Annotated in this window: 7 protein-coding genes and 1 pseudogene; 4 read left to right on the top strand and 4 right to left on the bottom strand. The window is 73.3% G+C overall.

Annotated elements, in window-relative coordinates:
- Positions 1-98: 98 nt before the first annotated feature.
- The 4 genes from BS72_RS03520 to BS72_RS03505 all read right to left on the bottom strand — a co-directional run bounded on the left by BS72_RS03520 (position 99) and on the right by BS72_RS03505 (position 5687).
- On the bottom strand, positions 99-1571 hold the full coding sequence (locus BS72_RS03520; protein ID WP_037906297.1) for a hypothetical protein: 1473 nt from the start codon (positions 1569-1571) through the stop codon (positions 99-101).
- Positions 1571-2959, bottom strand: coding sequence for a KGGVGR-motif variant AAA ATPase (locus BS72_RS03515; protein WP_051950605.1), 1389 nt, complete (start codon positions 2957-2959; stop codon positions 1571-1573). Before BS72_RS03515 ends, BS72_RS03520 begins: the two co-directional genes overlap by 1 nt.
- A complete protein-coding gene (locus tag BS72_RS37710) occupies positions 2956-3471 on the bottom strand; it encodes a hypothetical protein (protein ID WP_157856137.1) in 516 nt (171 codons plus the stop codon). The genes BS72_RS03515 and BS72_RS37710 overlap by 4 nt, the downstream gene beginning before the upstream one ends.
- Positions 3472-3698: 227 nt before the next feature.
- Complete coding sequence (locus BS72_RS03505; protein ID WP_232792201.1) at positions 3699-5687, bottom strand: transglycosylase domain-containing protein; 1989 nt, start codon at positions 5685-5687, stop codon at positions 3699-3701.
- A gap of 510 nt (positions 5688-6197) precedes the next feature.
- Here BS72_RS03505 and BS72_RS03500 point away from each other — a divergent pair.
- The 4 genes and pseudogenes from BS72_RS03500 to BS72_RS37705 form a co-directional block, all read left to right on the top strand.
- A complete protein-coding gene (locus BS72_RS03500; protein ID WP_232792200.1) occupies positions 6198-7553 on the top strand; it encodes a polysaccharide deacetylase family protein in 1356 nt (451 codons plus the stop codon).
- 463 nt (positions 7554-8016) lie between these two features.
- Entirely contained in the window at positions 8017-8376 is a 360-nt protein-coding gene (locus BS72_RS03495; protein ID WP_037906294.1) for a DUF5132 domain-containing protein, read from the top strand.
- Positions 8377-8725: 349 nt separating this feature from the next.
- Positions 8726-11044 (top strand): ABC transporter ATP-binding protein/permease, encoded by a 2319-nt coding sequence (locus BS72_RS03490; RefSeq protein WP_051950604.1) that lies wholly within the window; start codon positions 8726-8728, stop codon positions 11042-11044.
- Positions 11045-11149: 105 nt separating this feature from the next.
- Positions 11150-17401: pseudogene (locus BS72_RS37705) on the top strand (amino acid adenylation domain-containing protein); the annotation flags it as partial.
- Positions 17402-17466: the final 65 nt, after the last annotated feature.

Below are 17466 nucleotides of genomic sequence, written 5' to 3'. Positions count from 1 at the left end.
TCGCCGCTCGGAGGCCCGGTGGGTCGGGTAGCCGCCGGGCCGAGCGGAGAGCCCGAGCCAACCCCGCGCTCCGGGACGTCAGCACCCGCTGGGCGGAGCTACCCCACGACCCGCGGCACGCCACCCTTGCGGCCGATGTTGAAGGCGATGCGGTACACGTCCGGCAGGTCGAGGCGCCCGTCCCGCCGGCGGCGCATCACCCCCAGAGCGATCAGTTCCTCGATCAGACGGGCCGGATCGTCCGGGTAACGCGGGCCCGTACGGACCAGGGTGTCCTCTTCCCCACCCGCCCCGTACCTCTCGGCCTCCCGATGCAGCACGTCGACCAGACGAGCCTCGTTCCACATCTCGGTCACGGTGTCCTGCTCGATGGGAACCTGCCGGCCGGCCAGCGGCTCGACGGCCAGGCGCACCCACGGCATGTCCTCGCCGACCTCGCGCACCCGGGCCTCGGAGGCGGTCTGCACCCCCCGGCGGATGCCCTCGTGATGAAGGGCGTACTCGTGGCCCGCGTACCTGCCGCGGGTCTCGGTGACAGCCTTGTTCAGGGCGCTGAGGAAGCTGCGCGGGCTGACCTGCTCGACGCCGTCCATCAGGTGGTTCGGCAGCCAGGTGTACGTGTTGCCCTTGCGGTAGTTGGCGCCCATGTACGCCCCGGCGATCAACGCGAACTGCTCGGCCTGGGACCGTTCGTCGCCCCTCAGCAACGCGGGTGGGATGTGACGGCTGCCGAAGGCGTCGGCCTCCCAGTCACCGGTGAGGCGGCGGAAGCGCTCCGCGTGCTCACCGTCATGGTTGCCCATGTAGTGGAAGAGAAGCCCGTACAGGTTGGTGTTGGACCAGGTGAGGCTGGCGGCGTTGGCCGTGAGCTTGGAAGCGTCGGGGAAGTGGAGAAGCGCGCCGTCGAACATGTCGGGTCGGATGAACACCTTGCAGCGGATGTTGCGGGTACCCAGGCGCATGGCGAGAGCCAGTTCCAGGATGCCGCTCACCAGGCGGTCGGCCTGCGCGCGGAGCCGGTGGAGGTGCTCCAGGGCATCGAAGATGATCAGGTGAGTGGTGCCGTCCCGCTGCGCTTCCTGGTCAGCGTGCCGCACTGTCCGTTCCGCCGCGCCCGGGTTGGCGCGCACCCACGTGACGCGGTCGCGCCACTCCGGGAAGGCGTGCAGTTCAGGCTGGCCGAGAGCGCTCAGGAGCACGGCGTACCAGAGGTCGTACGGCCGCACGCCGTCATCCACAAGTTGCCGCAGCACACCCGTGCCGGGATACAGGTCCGGTTCGACGGCGACCCCGTAGCCGGGAGAGACGGTGAGCCGACGCAGCCGCTCGATGCCGTATTCCTCGGCTGCGACCTCCCGCAGTGTCTTGTCGAGCAAGGAGCGGTACCAGAAGGTCTTGCCCACACCCCGCCCGCCCCGCACCACGGTGCTGTCGACGTAGAGCGCCACGCGGTGGCTGTCCGGGGTGAACAGGGTGTGCACGTTCGGAAGGAGCGTGTCCGCGTCCGTCGCCTCGGGCAGCGCCGCGGAGAGCACCTCGCGGTACTCCTCGGCGCCCAGTGCGGTCGTCATCAGGGTCCTTCGTCGCTCTGCGGGTCGGCGGTGATCAGGAGGGTCGAGGTGGTCAGGAACTCACCGTACGCGGCTTGCACGAAGGCGCGGTCCTGCCACCCGGGTGCGCTGTCCGCGTCAAGACCCACCAGGCCGGGATCGAAGAGGATGGGAATCGGGTGGTGGGGGGCCGAGTCGTCCTCCAGAGACGGGGAGAAGGCCCCGGGAACCAGCAGCCCGGTTTCCGGCTCCGGCTCGTCGTTGTCGTAGAGCACGGAGAAGCACTCCCACGAGTGCTCGCGGAACGACTCCAGATAAGCACCCATGGGGCGCTGCGGAGAGTCCGGAACCATGGAGGCGACCATGCGCAGCTTCTCCCGGATCGCCGCGGCCTGCCCGGAGGACTGCCAGGCCGCGAACAGGTCGCCGTAGCCGCCCCAGGTCTGCCTGTTGTCCGCGCCGAACAGCAGGGCGAGGTCGCACAATCGGGAGATGGCGACAGCGGCGATGTCGTGGATGCCGGCCCGGCTGTCGAGGAGGACTACGTCGGGGCGCCGACCGCTCTCACCCTCGCGGGCCACAGCGTCCTCGCAGGCACGGACCGCGGCCGCGAGACGGTCGGCGAAATCCATGCCGGGGATGTCGGCATACACCCGGTTGAGCTTGTCGACGTAGGAGTAGGGCGTGCCCTGGGAGCCTCGGCCGCGGGCCGGGGCCACCCACAGCTCGCCTCGACCGGCGCGTGGCATGTACCGGGTCGGAGCCACCACTTCCAGGCCGTCCGCGTTGTCCAGGGCGGACTCGATGAGCTGGTCGACGATTCCATGGCGGGGCAGCAGAGCCCCCGACGCCAGGAGCGGCCCGGCGCCCGGGGACTCCAGGTCGAGGTCCACGACGAGGACGACGTGGCCTTGGTCGGCGAGATGCCGTGCCAGGAGGGCGGTCGCCGTGGTGCGCCCGACACCGCCCTTGAAGCCGTACAGGGCGGTCCGGTGTGTTCGGGAGCCGTCGCTCTCGACTGCCGGAGTGGACACCTGGGCCCAGTCCTCCCCGACCACGGTGTTGTCCAGGAGCCGGACGCCGCCGTGCCCTTCGGCACGCGGGTGCAGAGGGTCGGGCTGCGCGCGCTCGGAGCCGAGCAGGTCGTCGGCGGAGAAGAGCTCCGAAGCCAGCAGCAGGGGGCGTTCTGCCGCGTACGGCTCAAGTTCCGCCGCCAGGCGTCCGTTCAGCGCGACGACCCGGTCGGCCAGTACGCCGCCGGACGCGCGGTCGTCGACGACGAGCGTGAAGCGGCCCAGCACGTCCCGTACGAGCAGCACGTCCACGCCGTCGGCGGCCGCGTCGTAGGCGATGGCCCGTGCGCGGGGACGTGCCTCGTCGAATCGGATCGGGACGGGGGACAGGTTCACTGGAGCCTTCCGGTGATCAGGGCCTGCTCGTGCAGGGTGAGGATCTCTCGCGCCACGGTACGCCGCTTCGACACGTCGGCCTCGGAGACAGCGGCGCCGTCGAGATACCGCTGATGGACCGTCCATGATTCGAAGGCGGTGAGCGTGGCGAGGACGGCCGACAACCGTGCCGCGGACCGGCCGTGGGTCAGCAGGGCGACGTCGGCGGCAAGCCACGGAAGGTGTCCGTACTCGTGTTTCACCCTGCCCGTGGCCGGATCCGGCACCCACGGAGCCTTCGCGGGGCGTCCGCCCTCCCGTTTGGGGGCCATGGTGGCGGCCGTGAACCTGAGCAGCAGGCTTTTCAGCGCGCACTCCACCGCGAAGCCGAAGTGGTAGTCGGCGTTGGGCAGACGACCGTCGCCGTGGAGGTAGACGGCGTCCCTGTAGTGCCGCTCGGCGGCGTGAGCGTAGTGGTGCTCATGCGTAGCGGCTGACGAAGCTCCCGATGACGTTCCCAAGGTCCCCGACACGCAAGGGATCATAAGGTGAGATCACTCGAAGGGCCGAGTCCGCCGCCCGGCCCTTTCTCTGCTGCTCGGAGGAAGAGGTCCCGCAGCCGCCGTTCACTCGAACGGCCTACGAACTCGACGGTTCGTCCGAGGTACCCGGGCGCCCGATCCGCGAGCGCAGTCCCCGTCCCGCCCGCGCGGAGTACGGGGGCGGGCGGACCGCGGCGCCCCTGGCCGACCGGCCGGGATCAGTGGGCGGCGCGGGTGGTCGGGGGTGGGGACCCGGCCGCGGTGGCCGTCATGTACTGGGTCCAGATGGCGGTGGGCAGGTCGCTGCCGGGGTTCGACTTGGCGCGGCCGCCGGTTCCCGTCAGTGGCAGCAGCTGCTGTGACTTCGGGTCGACGCGGAAGAGGGTCACGGCCGTCGCCGTGTCGGAGTCGTAGCCGACGAAGGAGGCGGAGGTGTTGTCGGGGGCGGTGCCCGGGGTGCCGGCCAGGCCCTGTCCGGCCTTCGCCGCGCTCCTGGCGGCGCCCGAGGTGACACTGTCGCGCAGCGCGTCGGTCACCTCGGCGGCGACGTGCGCGCTGAAGGGGTGGGTGACGGCGGGCGCGGGGAGGGACACCCGGTTGCCGCCGACGGTGACGCTCTCCACCGAGTACGGCTCGGTGTGCGTGCCGCCCGCCGCGAACGTCCCGTAGGCGTCGGCCATCCGGATCGGGCTCGGGGTGGACGTACCGAGGGAGAACACCGGTACCTGCTCGCCGAATCCGCTGTCCGGGAGCAGTCCGGCGTCGACGGACGCCTTCCGCACCTTGTCGAGGCCGACGTCCATGCCCAGCTGCATGATCGGGCCGTCGACCCCGTCCGCCACCGCCTGCCGCAACGGGATCATGCCGTAGGAGCGCTTGCCCTCGTTGGCGGTCCTGACGATCCTGCCGTCCCGGTTCCAGTACGGGCCCTCGGGAGTCTGCACGGGTATGTCGTCGTCGCCGTCGTAGAGGGAGTCCGGGGTGACCTGGGCCAGGGGCGCGTCGCGGGTGCGCACCACGCCGTCGCGCAGGGCCGCCGCGTACACCAGCGGGGCGTAGGCGGTGCCGGCCGGGACGATGGAGATGTCGGCGTCGTCGAAGCCCTGGGTGACGTAGTCGGGGCCGCCGTACAGGGCGAGGATGCGGCCGTCGGCGGCGACCGAGGCGGCGCCGACTCTGACGTCCCGGTCGGCGGCACGGGTGGTGGGCCGCAGGCCGGCCAGGTGCTGCTTCACGGCGGCGGTCAGGGCGTCGGTCCGCGGCTTCTCGAACGTGGTGTGGATCTGGTAGCCGCCGAGGGCGAACCGCGCGTCGGAGATGCCGCTGTGCGCGGAGACGTAGGCGCGCGCGGTGTCCACGAGGTAGCCGGTCTCGCCGCTCAGCCCGGCCGGCCGCGGCGGCGCCTTGGGCTCGGGGAAGACTGTGTACGTGGCGCGTTGGGCTGGTGACAGCCGGCCGATCTTGACCATGCGGTCCAGTACCCAGTTCCAACGGGCCACCGCCCGGCGGTGGTTGGCCGGGCTGATCGAGGGGTCGTAGAGCCCGGAACCCTTGAGCAGCGAGGCCAGGAAGGCGCCCTGGCTGGGGTTGAGCTGCGTGACGTCCTTGCCGTAGTACATCTCGGCCGCGCGCTCGACACCGTAGGCGCCGCGCCCGAACCAGCTGGTGTTGAGGTAGCCCTCCAGGATCTGCTGCTTGCTGACCTTGTCGTCCAGCTTGACCGCGATGAAGATCTCGTCGACCTTCCGGGAGAGCGTCTGGGCCTGGTTGAGGTAGACGTTCTTCACGTACTGCTGGGTGATGGTGGAGCCGCCCTGGACGTCGCCGCCGGTGGCCATGGTGGTCACGGCGCGGGCGATGCCCCGGGGGGAGACGCCGTGGTCGCTGTAGAAGTCGGCGTTCTCCGCCGCCAGTACCGCCCACTGGACGCCGGACGGTATCCGGTCCAGCGGCATGACCTGCCGGTCCACCGGGCCGACGCGGGCCATCTCGGTGCCGTCGGCCCAGTAGTAGACGTTGTCCTGCTGGGTGGCGAAGGCGTTGAGGTCGCGGGGTATCGCGGTGTGCTCGTAGCCGTACCCGATCAGCCCGGCCAGGGCGAGCACCGTCCACACGCACAGCAGCAGGGACTGCCGCAGCGACGGCAGCCAGCGCCGCAACCCGGTCCGGGCGGGGCGCGGGTAGCGGGGGCGCAGTATCCGCAGCATCCGAAGCGCGGGCGGCAGCGGGCGCGACGGGCCCGACGGTCCCGACGGGAGCGGGGGGAGCGGGGGGAGCGTCCGCGGGACGGCTGCCCGTCCCGCGCCCCACGCGACGCCCTGCCGGAGCCGCTGGACGCCCTGCCGGACGCGCCGTACGAGTGCCGGCCCGGCTGCCTGTACGGCTGCCCGTACGACTGCCCGGCCCGCGTCCCGCACGGCTTCTCGTATTCGGCCCGCCGCCCGTCGGGCCCGCCGTATGGACATCCGCTGCTCCTCGTTCGAACCGCCAGGACCGCTGCCCGACGGTAGGGAGGTTGTGGGGCGGCTCCGGGATGGGAGCGTCACAGTCCTGAAACAGGTTGAAAGACAAGGGAGTTGACGGCCCGTGAAATCGACCGGGCGGGGCCGCCCCAGGTGGTCCGTTGTTACGGTCCCGTGACGGAGCGAGCCAGAGACCATCATCTGCGAGCTCCAGGGTGAGCCCCTGCCACCGTCACCCGGCCAGGAGAAGAACCCATGCCCCCTCTGCGGCTTCGCACACCGGCGTTACTGTCCCGCGGTCGTCCGCGCCCCGTTCTGTACGCGCTGTGCGGCCTGCTGTCCGTCGCGGTGCTCGGCACCCTCGTGTTCGCGGTGGCGCCCGGGTCCGCGCACGGCGGGCGGAACGGGGCCGCGGCGGCGTCCGAGCGGCTGGCCGGCTCCGGGAAGGACCCGGCCCCGGAGAGCGCGCGGACCGCCGGGTCCACGCCCGGGCCCACGTCGACACCGACCGCCTCGCCGACGTGGGACGGCAGGACCAAGGTGATCGGTGACGGCTCGACCTCCGACACCGGCCCGCAACCACACCAGTTGAAGCCGGAGAAGCTCAAGCCCGGTGAGAAGCCGCCGCAGTTCGTGGTCTTCTCCTGGGACGGCGCACTGGAGAACAACGACCACCTCTTCTCCCAGTTCCGGGAGTTGGCCGAGAAGAACAACGCGCACATGACGTTCTTCCTCAGCGGCATCTACCTGCTGCCGAAGGCGAAACGGACCCTCTACAAGCCGCCGATGCACTCGCCCGGCGCGTCCGCGATCGACTTCCCGACCGACCAGCACATCCGCTGGACGCTCCAGCAGCTGCGGCTGGCCTGGGAGGACGGCGACGAGATCGGCACCCACTTCAACGGCCACTTCTGCGCGCCCGACCCCGGCGGGGGCGGCAACTGGACCACGAAGGACTGGCTGAGCGAGATCGCCCAGGCCACGTCCTTCGTGCGCGAGTGGAAGACGAACACCGGCTTCACGGACATCCCGCCGCTGCCGTTCGACTACGACAAGGAGCTGGTCGGCGGCCGCGCGCCGTGTCTGGAGGGGCAGAAGAACCTGCTGCCCGCCGAGAAGTCCCTCGGCTGGCGCTACGACGCCAGCTCCCCGGGCGACTTCCAGCAGTGGCCGGCCAAGAAGGACGGGGTGTGGGACTTCCCGCTCCAGCTGGTGCCGTATCCGGGCAAGGACTTCCAGGCCCTGACGATGGACTTCAACTTCCTCTACAACCAGTCCGGCCCCGACGTCACCGAGGGCGACCCGGCCAAGTACGCGCAGTGGGAGAAGACCACGCGGGAGGGGTACCTCAACGGCTTCGAACGCGCCTACAACGGCAGCAGGGCCCCGCTCTTCATCGGCAACCACTTCGAGACCTGGAACGGCGGGATCTACATGCAGGCGGTCGAGGACGTGGTCAAGGACGTCTGCAACCGCAAGGGCGTGCAGTGCGTGTCGTTCAAGGAGCTGTGCGACTGGCTGGACGTCCAGGACCCGGCGGTCCTGGCGAAGCTGCGCGCCCTCGACCCGGGCGAGTCCCCGGACTGGTCGACGTTCCTGAAGAAGCAGTGACGGACCGGCCGCCGGCCGCCGCGGCCGTGTAGCCGACCGGGGCCCGCGGCCGGCTTCGGGGCCGCGGCCCCGGCGGTCGCGGCCCGGCCGAGCCCCGGGGCCCGCGGCCGGCTGTCCGCCCCGCCCCCGCGTGGGCGGGGCGGGGGAATGGGAAGGCCCTCCAATTGTAGGAAAATCATCAAGTAGCTCGCTCGGCGAACGCGCTCCCTGGCGCTCCGAGTTTCTCCGGGCGATCAAGAAACACTCGCACGAGTGAAAGCTGCCGAGACCATTTGGTCCAGGCGGGCGCGGCTCCACTACGGTGATGGACGAGCGGGTTGCCGGACTTCGTCGGTCAGGAATTCTCGATCGCCAAAAAGGAATCGGAATTCTGACGATGGTTCATGCCACCCGCCCGGCTGTGTGCTGCCGCTTCGGTGCGCGGCGCCCGGGTCCCTTTCACGCGTAGCGAGGATGAAGCATCGTGCCGCCCGTCGTACCGCCCTTCCTGATCGGCCTCATCGCCGGCCCGCTGGCCAAGCGCCTCCTCGGGCCGCTGACGCGCGGCGTCGTCAAGACGTCCGTGGGGCTCGCCCTTGAGGTGAGGAAGGCGGCGCGCGAGGCCGGCGAGAACATCCACGGCCTCGCGGCCGAGGTGGCCGCCGAGACGGTCGCGGAGCGGATCGCCGCCGGTGACGGCGAGGCCCGTACGGGTGCGGGCCGGCCGGCCGCCGGGGGCGGCGCTCCACAGGGCGGGAGGGTCGAGACCGCCGCACGGGCCGAGGGCGAGGCGGCGCGGACGCCGAGAATCCGGCTGACCGCCGACACCGCCGGGGCGCGCTGACGCCCCGTGCGGCGGACCGCGGCCGCCGGCCAGGCGCGCTGACGGTCCGTCCCGCGCGGACCAGGGCCGTGGTCCGGCCCCCGGACCTCGCCCCGGCTCGGGCCCGGATCGGGAGCCGGCCCCGGGGCGGGACTTGGGCCCTGGCCCGGAGCCGGTCCGGGACAAGGATTCGGGACCGAGGCCGGGGCCCGGAGAAACGTACCCGCGCGGTGACCGGCCGCGAAATCGCCGGCCGTCTCGCTTTCCCCGTGCTTTCGCATCCTTTCTTCCCCGCGTTTTCCACTCTGCCGCATATATCCGCTGTTCTCATGGCGGTATGTGCGACCTCTGCAAACAGGTGATCGTACACATGCCGTCTCTGCTGGCTGCCGCAGCCGGATATCGCTCCGTGGATCTGGACGTGCGTCCGCGTTCGGTCGTTCCGGGACGCCAGCGCTGGGACGTCAGACTGGTTCTCGGACGGCCCCGGGCGGCGGAGATCCTCGCCGCGACCCTGCGGCGCCTTCCCGGGATCACCGAGGTGCGGGCCAACCCGGTCACCGGCGGGCTCCTCGTCCGGCACGACGCGCGAGTGGCGGCCGCGGACATCGGCCGGCTCGTCCGCGGAGCCGTCGTCCGGATCGTGGAGACCTCCGCCCCGGCGGGGCGCTCGGTCCCGGCGGCGCGCACCGTCCCGGCGCCGCCCGCCGGCGAGCCGGCCCCGCGCCCGGGGCGCGGAGCGGTGCGTCCGGTGCTCGCCGTCGGGGGCGGGGTGGCGGCCGGGATCGCGCTGGTCCGCGGGTCGGCGCTGAGCAGGCAGCTGGTGGCGCTCGGCGGGGTGGCGGTGGCGACCGCGGCGGTCATCCGGAGGGCCTGGGCCAGGATGGCCGAGGCGGCCGGCGAGCTGCCGGGAGACGGAGGCGAGGCCGGACGGCACCCCCTCCTGGAGATCGTCGGACCGCACCGCCCGCGGCTCTACCGCGCCTCCGCGCTGTCGGTGGCCTGCCAGGCGGCGGAGATGGCGCTCGGCACCTTCATCGGCTGGACCGCGCTGGTCCTCATCAAGGGCGAGGCCGCGCCGCTCGTCCACCTCGGCCTGACCACCGCGTCCGCCCAACTCTGGTGCCTGGCCGGTCTGGTGGCCGCCGCCTGTGCCGCCGTGTCGGCCCTCTCGTACTCCTCGAACCTCCAGTGGCGGCGGCTCGGCCAGGACATCGAGCACGACTGGCGCAACCGGACGTACACCCACGTGCAGCACCTCGAACTGCGGCACCTGGAGGGCGAGCGGACCAGCCGGATCGCCGGCGCGCTCACCGACGACGTCCACCAGCTGGGCGCCTTCTTCGCGACCTCGGCCAACGACGTGCTGCAACTGGGCACCAGCCTGGCCCTCCTCGTGCCGCTGTTCCTGCTGCTGGCACCGCAGATCGCCTGGATCGCGTTCCTGCCCATCCCCGTCATCGCCTGGCTGTCCTTCCACCACCAGGACAAGGCCGCGGCCGACTACGCCGTCTCCGGGGAGCACCGCGCCGCGCTGCACAGCCAGCTGGTGAACACGCTGGAGGCCGGCGCGACCGTCAAGAGCTTCTGCACCGAGGACTACGAGGCCGAGCGGATCGACCGGCTGAGCGCGGAGGCCCGGGAGAGCAACCAGCAGACCGACCGGAGCACGATCCGCCACGGCGAGATCGTCCGCGTCTGCACCACCGGCTCGATGGCCGGGACCCTGCTGATCGGCGGCCGGTCGGTGCTCAACGGCAGCCTGCCGTTCGAGGTGTTCAGCCCGCTGATCGGGCTGCCGCAGATGGTGATGCTGCGGATGAACCGGCTCGGCGGCATCGTCGACCAGTACCAGCGCACCCTCACCTCCTACGACCGGGTCCAGCGGCTGCGCGCCCTGCCCGCCGAGGCCGACACGGCCGGCGAACCGCTCGACGTCGAGAAGGTGCGCGGGGAGATCGTGCTCGACAACGTGACCTTCGCCTACCCCGGCCGGCCGCCGGCCCTGGAGAACCTCTCGCTGGCCATCCCCGCCGGGCGGTTCACCGCGCTCGTCGGCGCCACCGGCTCCGGCAAGACCTCCATCGCCCGGCTGCTGATGCGGTTCCAGGACGCGGACTCCGGCACCGTGCTGCTCGACGGGCGCGACGTACGGGACCTGCCGCGGCACGACCTGCGCCACGCGATCGGGTTCGTCGCCCAGGACCCCTTCCTCTTCGACGGCACCATCGCCGACAACATCCGCTACGGCCGCTTCGCGGCCTCGGACGAGGCCGTGGTCCGGGCGGCCACGATGGCCGAGGCGCACACCTTCATCGCGTCCCTGCCGGACGGCTACGACACGGTGATCGGCGAGCGCGGCGCCGCGCTCTCGGGCGGCCAGCGGCAACGCGTCGCCCTGGCGCGCGCGATCCTCAAGGACTCACCGGTCGTGATCCTCGACGAGGCCACCTCCGCCGTGGACAACGCGACCGAGGCCGCCATCCAGCACACCCTCCGCGCCTTCGCGGCCGACCGGACGATGGTCGTCATCGCCCACCGGCTCTCCACCGTCCGCCACGCCGACCTGATCTACGTCATGGACAAGGGCGGCGTCGTGGCCGAGCAGGGCACTCACGACGAACTCCTCGCCCGGCACGGGCTCTACGCATCCCTCTGGCAGCTCCAGGCCGGCGAACTCGCTGCCTGACCGCACCAGCCGCGCCACCCGACCACCCACCGCCTGACAGCACGGCGGTCGGTGTGTCGCGGCGCGCCCCGCGACACGCCTGCCCACACTCCTGGAGGTACCCCCATGTCCCGTCGCGACGGCGACACCCTTCCCCTGACGGCGGCACAGCGCGAGATCTGGCTCGCCGAGCAGCGCGCCGGGACAGGGCTCGACGCCTACCGCGTCGGCGACTACCTGGAGATCCACGGCCCCGTCGACGCCGCGCTCGCCGAGGCCGCGCTGCGCCGGGTGGTGGACGAGACCGACGCGCTGCACGTGAGCTTCACCGACGACGGGGACGAGCCCCGGCAGGTCGTCCGCGCGACCTGGGACTGGCGGCCCCGGCTGCTCGACCTGGGCTCGGAGCCCGACCCGCGGGCGGCGGCGCTGGCGTGGATGGCCCAGGACCGGACGCGCCCGCTGGACCTCGCGCGCGACCCGCTCTTCAGCCTCGCGCTGATCAGCCTCTCCCCGACGCGCCACCTCCTCTACCAGAGCTACCACCACCTGGTCATGGACGGCTTCGGCCTGTCCCTCGTCCGGCGCCGGCTCACCCGGACGTACGCGGCGCTGGCCGCCGGCGGCACGGTCCCGCCGTCGCCGTTCCGCTCGCTGGACGACCTGGTGCGCGGCGACCTGGACTACCGCGCCTCGGAGGCGTTCACCGCCGACCGCGGCTACTGGACGGAGCGGCTGGCCGACTGCCCGGAACCGACCCGGCTCACCGGCGCCGCCCCACGGGGCGGGAGCGCCCCGCGCGCCGCGGTGGAACCGGGCGTGCTCCGGGTGGACGCCCTGCACGCCGCCGCGGCGCGGACCGAGGTCCACTGGTCCCGCCCGCTGATCGCCGCGGCGGCCCTCTACGCGCACCGGCTGACCGGCGACCGGGACGTGCTGATCGGCCTTCCCGTCACCGGGCGCGAGGGCGCCGGACGCGCCCTGATGGCCGCGCCCGGCGCGGTCTCCAACATGGTGCCCCTGCGCCTGCCCGTACGGCCGGAGACGCCGTGGCACGAACTCGTCGCGGAGGTGGCGCGCGAGGCCGACGCCGCCCTGGCCCACCAGCGCTACCGCGGTGAGGACGTGTTCCGGGACCTCGGCGTCCCCGGCCCCCCCGGGGCGATCGCCCCGCTGGTCGTCAACATCCTGGTCTTCGACGCCGCGCCGACCTTCGCCGGGCACCCCGCCACGCTCCACTACATGCTGCCGGAGCCGACCGCCGGGCTGGCCCTGTGGATCACCGGCCAGCGCGGCGAGAACGACCTCCGGGTGGAGCTCAAGGGCGCGCCCCGAAGCTGGAGCGCGGACGAACTCGCCGACCACCAGCGGAGGTTGATCGCGCTGCTGGACACCCTCGCGGGCTGCGCCCCGCAGGAGCCGGTCGGTCGGATCGGCCTGCTCGCCCCGGACGAGGAGCGTGGGCTGCTGGAGTTGGGCGCGGGTCCGGTGGTGGAGGTCCCGGGGGGGAGTCTGCCGGAGGTGTTCCGGGCTCAGGTGGAGGCGAGTCCGGACGCGGTCGCGGTGGTGGGGCCGGACGGGTCCCTGACGTATGCGGAGCTGGAGGCGCGGGCGAACCGGTTGGCGCACGCGCTGATCGCGCGTGGTGCGGGGCCGGAGCGGTTGGTCGCGGTGGCGGTGCCTCGTTCGGCCCAGTTGGTGGTGGCGATCCTCGCTGTCCTGAAGTCGGGTGCGGCGTATGTGCCGGTGGATCCGGACTACCCCGCCGCGCGGATCGGCCACATGCTGGGCGAGGCCCGGCCGGTGCTGGTGGTGACCGACTCGGGTACCGGGGAGCGGCTGCCCGCGGCGGGTTCCGTCGAGCGGCTGGTGCTCGATGACCCGGCGACGGAGGCGGTCCTCGCGGGCTGCCCCGTGGTGGACCCGGGGGTGGCCATCGATCCGGAGCACCCGGCCTACGCGATCTTCACCTCGGGCTCCACGGGGCGGCCCAAGGGCGTGCTGCCGACGCACGGCGCCCTGCACAACCTCCTCGCCGACCACCGCAGGACCCTGTACCCGCCGCTGCTCGCGGGAGGGCGCCGGCTCCGCGTGGCCCTCACCACGTCGGTGTCGTTCGACGCGTCCTGGAACCAGCTGCTCGCCGTGTTCGCCGGCCACGAACTGCACGTCCTGGACCACGCGACCTGGACCGACCCGGACGCCTTCCTCGACCACGCCCGGCGCAGCCGGCTCGACTTCCTGGAGGCCACTCCGTCGTACCTGCACGTCCTGGTGGAGCGGGGGCTGCTGGACGATCCGCGGTGGCGCCCGGCGATGGTCGCGGCGGGCGGCGAGGCCGTCCCGGACGCGCTGTGGGAGCGGCTGCGCGCGGCCGGCGGTGTGGCCTGCCTCAACTTCTACGGTCCGTCCGAGTGCACGGTCAACTCCGTCGTCGCGCCGTTGGCTTCGAGCCCGCGCCCGGTGATCGGCCGACCGGTCGGCAACACCCGGCTGTACGTCCTGGACTCCGCGCTGCGGCCGGTTCCGGAGGGCGTCGCGGGTGAGCTGTACATCGCCGGCGCGGTCCTGGCCCGCGGTTACCTGAACCAGCCGGGGCTGACCGCCGGGCGGTTCGTCGCCGACCCGTACGGTCCTGGCGGCGGGCGGATGTACCGTACCGGCGACCTGGTCCGGTGGAACGGCGACGGGAACCTGGAGTTCCTCGGCCGCACCGACGACCAGGTCAAGGTCCGCGGCTTCCGGATCGAGCCCGGCGAGATCGAGGCCGCGCTCACCGGACACCCGCACGTCGCGCAGGCCGCCGTGGTGGTGCGGACCGAGGAGGACGCCCGGCTGGTCGCCTACGTGGTGCCCGCCGCGGAGGCGGCCCCGAGCCCGGCCGAGCTGCGCGAGCACCTGCGCGAGCGGCTGCCGGAGTACATGGTGCCGTCGGCGTTCGTCCCGCTGGACGCGCTGCCGCTGACGCCGAACCGGAAGCTCGACCGGCGGGCACTGCCCGCCCCCGAGCAGCTCGCGGCCGCCGCCGGCCGGGCACCGCGCACCGCGACCGAACACGTGCTGGCCGGGCTGTTCGCCGAGGTGCTCGGGGTCGCCGAGGCCGGGCCGGACGACAGCTTCTTCGACCTCGGCGGGCACTCGCTGCTGGCCACCCGGCTGGTGGCCAAGGCGCGGTCGGCGCTCGGCGTGGAGCTGCGGCTGGGCGACCTGTTCGACGCGCCGACGGTGGCGGAGCTGGCGGCGGCGGTGGACGGCGCGAGCCGCGCACGGCCCGCACTGGGACGGCGCGGGCGGCCCGCCGAGGCGGCCCGGGGTGTCCCGCTGTCCTTCGCGCAGCGCCGGCTGTGGTTCCTGCACCGCATGGACGGCCCGAGCGCCACGTACAACATCCCGCTGGCGCTGCGGCTGTCCGGCGCCCTGGACGAGCGCGCCCTGGAGGACGCCCTGGCGGACGTGGTCGAGCGCCACGAGAGCCTGCGCACCGTCTTCCCGGTGGTGGACGAGGAGCCGCGCCAGCGGGTGCTGGACCCGGACGCGGCACGGCCGCGGCTGCGGGTGACCGAGGCCGCCGCGCACGACCTGCCGGACCGGCTGGCGGCGGCGGCCCGGCACGGCTTCGAGCTGGCCGAGGAGCCGCCGCTGCACGCCGAGCTGTTCCGGCTGCGCGCCGACGAGCACGTGGTGCTGCTGGTGGTGCACCACATCGCCGGCGACGGCTGGTCGACGGGGCCGCTCTCGCGCGACCTGGCGACGGCCTACGCGGCGCGTTCGGAGGGGGCGGAGCCGCAGTGGTCGCCGCTGCCCGTCCAGTACGCCGACTACGCGCTGTGGCAGCGGGAGCTGCTCGGCGAGGCGGCCGACCCGGACAGCCTGATGAGCGGCCAACTGGCCTACTGGACACAGCGTCTGGCGGGCCTGCCGGAGCAGGTCGAGCTGCCCTTCGACCGGCCCCGGCCGGCGGTGGCCTCGCACCGGGGCGCCCACCTGCCGATGCGGATCGACGCCGAACTGCACCAGGGCCTGCGCACGCTCGCCCGGGACGGCGGGGCCAGCCTCTTCATGGTGCTCCAGGCCGGACTGGCCGCCCTGCTGGGCAGGCTCGGCGCGGGCACCGACATCCCCGTGGGCACGCCCATCGCCGGACGCACCGACGAGGCCGTGGACGACCTGGTCGGCTTCTTCGTCAACACCCTGGTGCTGCGCACCGACCTCTCCGCCGACCCGACGTTCACCGAACTGCTGCGCCGGGTGCGCGCCGACGCGCTGGCCGCGTACGCGCACCAGGACGTGCCCTTCGAGCACCTGGTCGAGGCGCTGAACCCGGCCCGGTCGCTCGCCCACCACCCGCTGTTCCAGACCATGCTCGCGCTGCAGAACGCCCCCCTCGGCACGTTCGAGCTGCCCCGGCTGCGGGTGGCGGCCGACCTGGTGCCCACCGGGACGGCCAAGTACGACCTGACCTTCATGCTCACCGAGGAGCCCGGCGCGGACGGGCTGTCGGGCCTGGTGGAGTACAGCACCGACCTCTTCGACGCGGCCACCGTGGCGGCGGTCGTCGACCGGTGGCTGCGGCTGCTCCGCGCCGTGGTGGCCGACCCCGGCCGGCGGATCGGCCAGGTGGACCTGCTCTCCGCCGACGAGCTCCGCGCGCTGCTGCCGGCCGGCACCGAGGAGGACGGGGACGTGCCGGAGACCACCGTCACCGCGCTCTTCGAGCGGCGGGTGCGGGCGGACCCGGCGGCGGTCGCCGTGGTGAGCGGCGACGTCACGCTCACCTACGGGGAGGTGAACGCCCGGGCGAACCGGCTCGCGCACGCCCTGATCGCCCGGGGCGTGGGGCCGGAGCAGCTGGTGGCCCTGGCCCTGCCGCGCTCGGCCGAGCTGGTGGTCGCGGTCCTCGCGGTCCTCAAGACGGGAGCCGCCTACGTCCCGGTGGACCCGGAGTATCCGGCCGCCCGCGTCTCCTACCTGCTCCAGGACGCCCGGCCGGCGCTGCTCGTGACGACCGGCGCGGTCGGCGGACTCCCGGGCGCGGAAGGGGCGGAGCGGCTGCTGCTGGACGCCGCCGACCTGGACGGGCTGCCGGACGACGACCCGGTCGCCGCCGCCGGCCCCGGCAACGCGGCCTACGTCATCTACACCTCCGGGTCCACCGGCAACCCCAAGGGCGTCGTGGTCCCGCACCGGAACGTGGTGCGGCTGTTCGGCACCACCCGGGAGCTGTTCGGCTTCTCCGCCGACGACGTCTGGACCCTCTTCCACTCCTACGCCTTCGACTTCTCCGTGTGGGAGCTGTGGGGCCCGCTGCTGCACGGCGGCCGCCTGGTGGTCGTGGACCACGAGACCAGCCGCTCGCCCCACCGGTTCCTGGACCTCCTCGCCCGCGAGCGGGTGACCGTCCTCAACCAGACCCCGTCCGCGTTCTACCAGCTGATGCGGGCGGACGAAGAGGCCCCGGAGGCCCGCCGCCCGCTCGCGCTGCGCACCGTGGTGTTCGGCGGCGAGGCGCTGGAGCACGCCAGGCTGGCCAGCTGGTACGAGCGGCACCCGGACGACGCGCCGCGCCTGGTCAACATGTACGGCATCACCGAGACCACCGTGCACGTCACGTACGCGGCGCTGGGACGGTCGGGCACCGCCGCGGGCGAGGTCGGCGCGGCCCTCCCGGACCTGCGGACGTACGTGCTGGACGCGCGCCTGCGCCCGGTGCCCCCGGGCGTGCCCGGTGAGCTGTACGTCGCCGGTCCGGGCCTCGCGCGCGGCTACCTGAGCCGGCCCGGCCTGACCGCCGGGCGCTTCGTGGCCGACCCGTACGGTCCCGGCGGCGGGCGGATGTACCGCACCGGCGACGTCGTGCGCCGGAGCGCGAACGGCAGCCTGCGGTTCGTGGGCCGGGCCGACGACCAGGTGAAGGTGCGCGGCTTCCGGATCGAGCTCGGCGAGGTGGAGGCGGCGCTCGCCGCGCACCCCGGCGTCGCCCATGTCGCCGTCGTGGCGCGGCAGGACCGGGCCGACGACACCCGGCTGGTCGCCTACCTGGTGCCCGCCGCCGATGCCGCCCCGAGCCCGGCCGGACTCCGCGAGCACCTGCGCGCACGGCTGCCGGAGTACATGGTGCCGGCCGCGTTCGTCACGCTGGAGAAGCTGCCGCTGACCGCCAACGGCAAGCTGGACCGCCGCGCGCTGCCCGCCCCCGACCTCGCCCCGGCGAGCACCGGCCGCGCTCCGCGCACCCCGCAGGAGCAGCTCCTGTGCGAGCTGTTCGCCGAGGTGCTCGGCGTGGCCGAGGTCGGCGCCGAGGACGGCTTCTTCGAGCTCGGCGGCCACTCGCTGCTCGCCACCCGGCTGGTGGCCCGGGTGCGCGCGACCCTCGGGGTGGAGCTGGAGCTGCGCACCCTGTTCGAGACCCCGACCCCGGCCGGCGTGGCCGCGGCCCTGGCGGG

This window comes from Actinacidiphila yeochonensis CN732 (genome assembly GCF_000745345.1).
Classification (GTDB): domain Bacteria; phylum Actinomycetota; class Actinomycetes; order Streptomycetales; family Streptomycetaceae; genus Actinacidiphila; species Actinacidiphila yeochonensis.
This window is presented reverse-complemented; position numbering and strand designations above follow the sequence as displayed.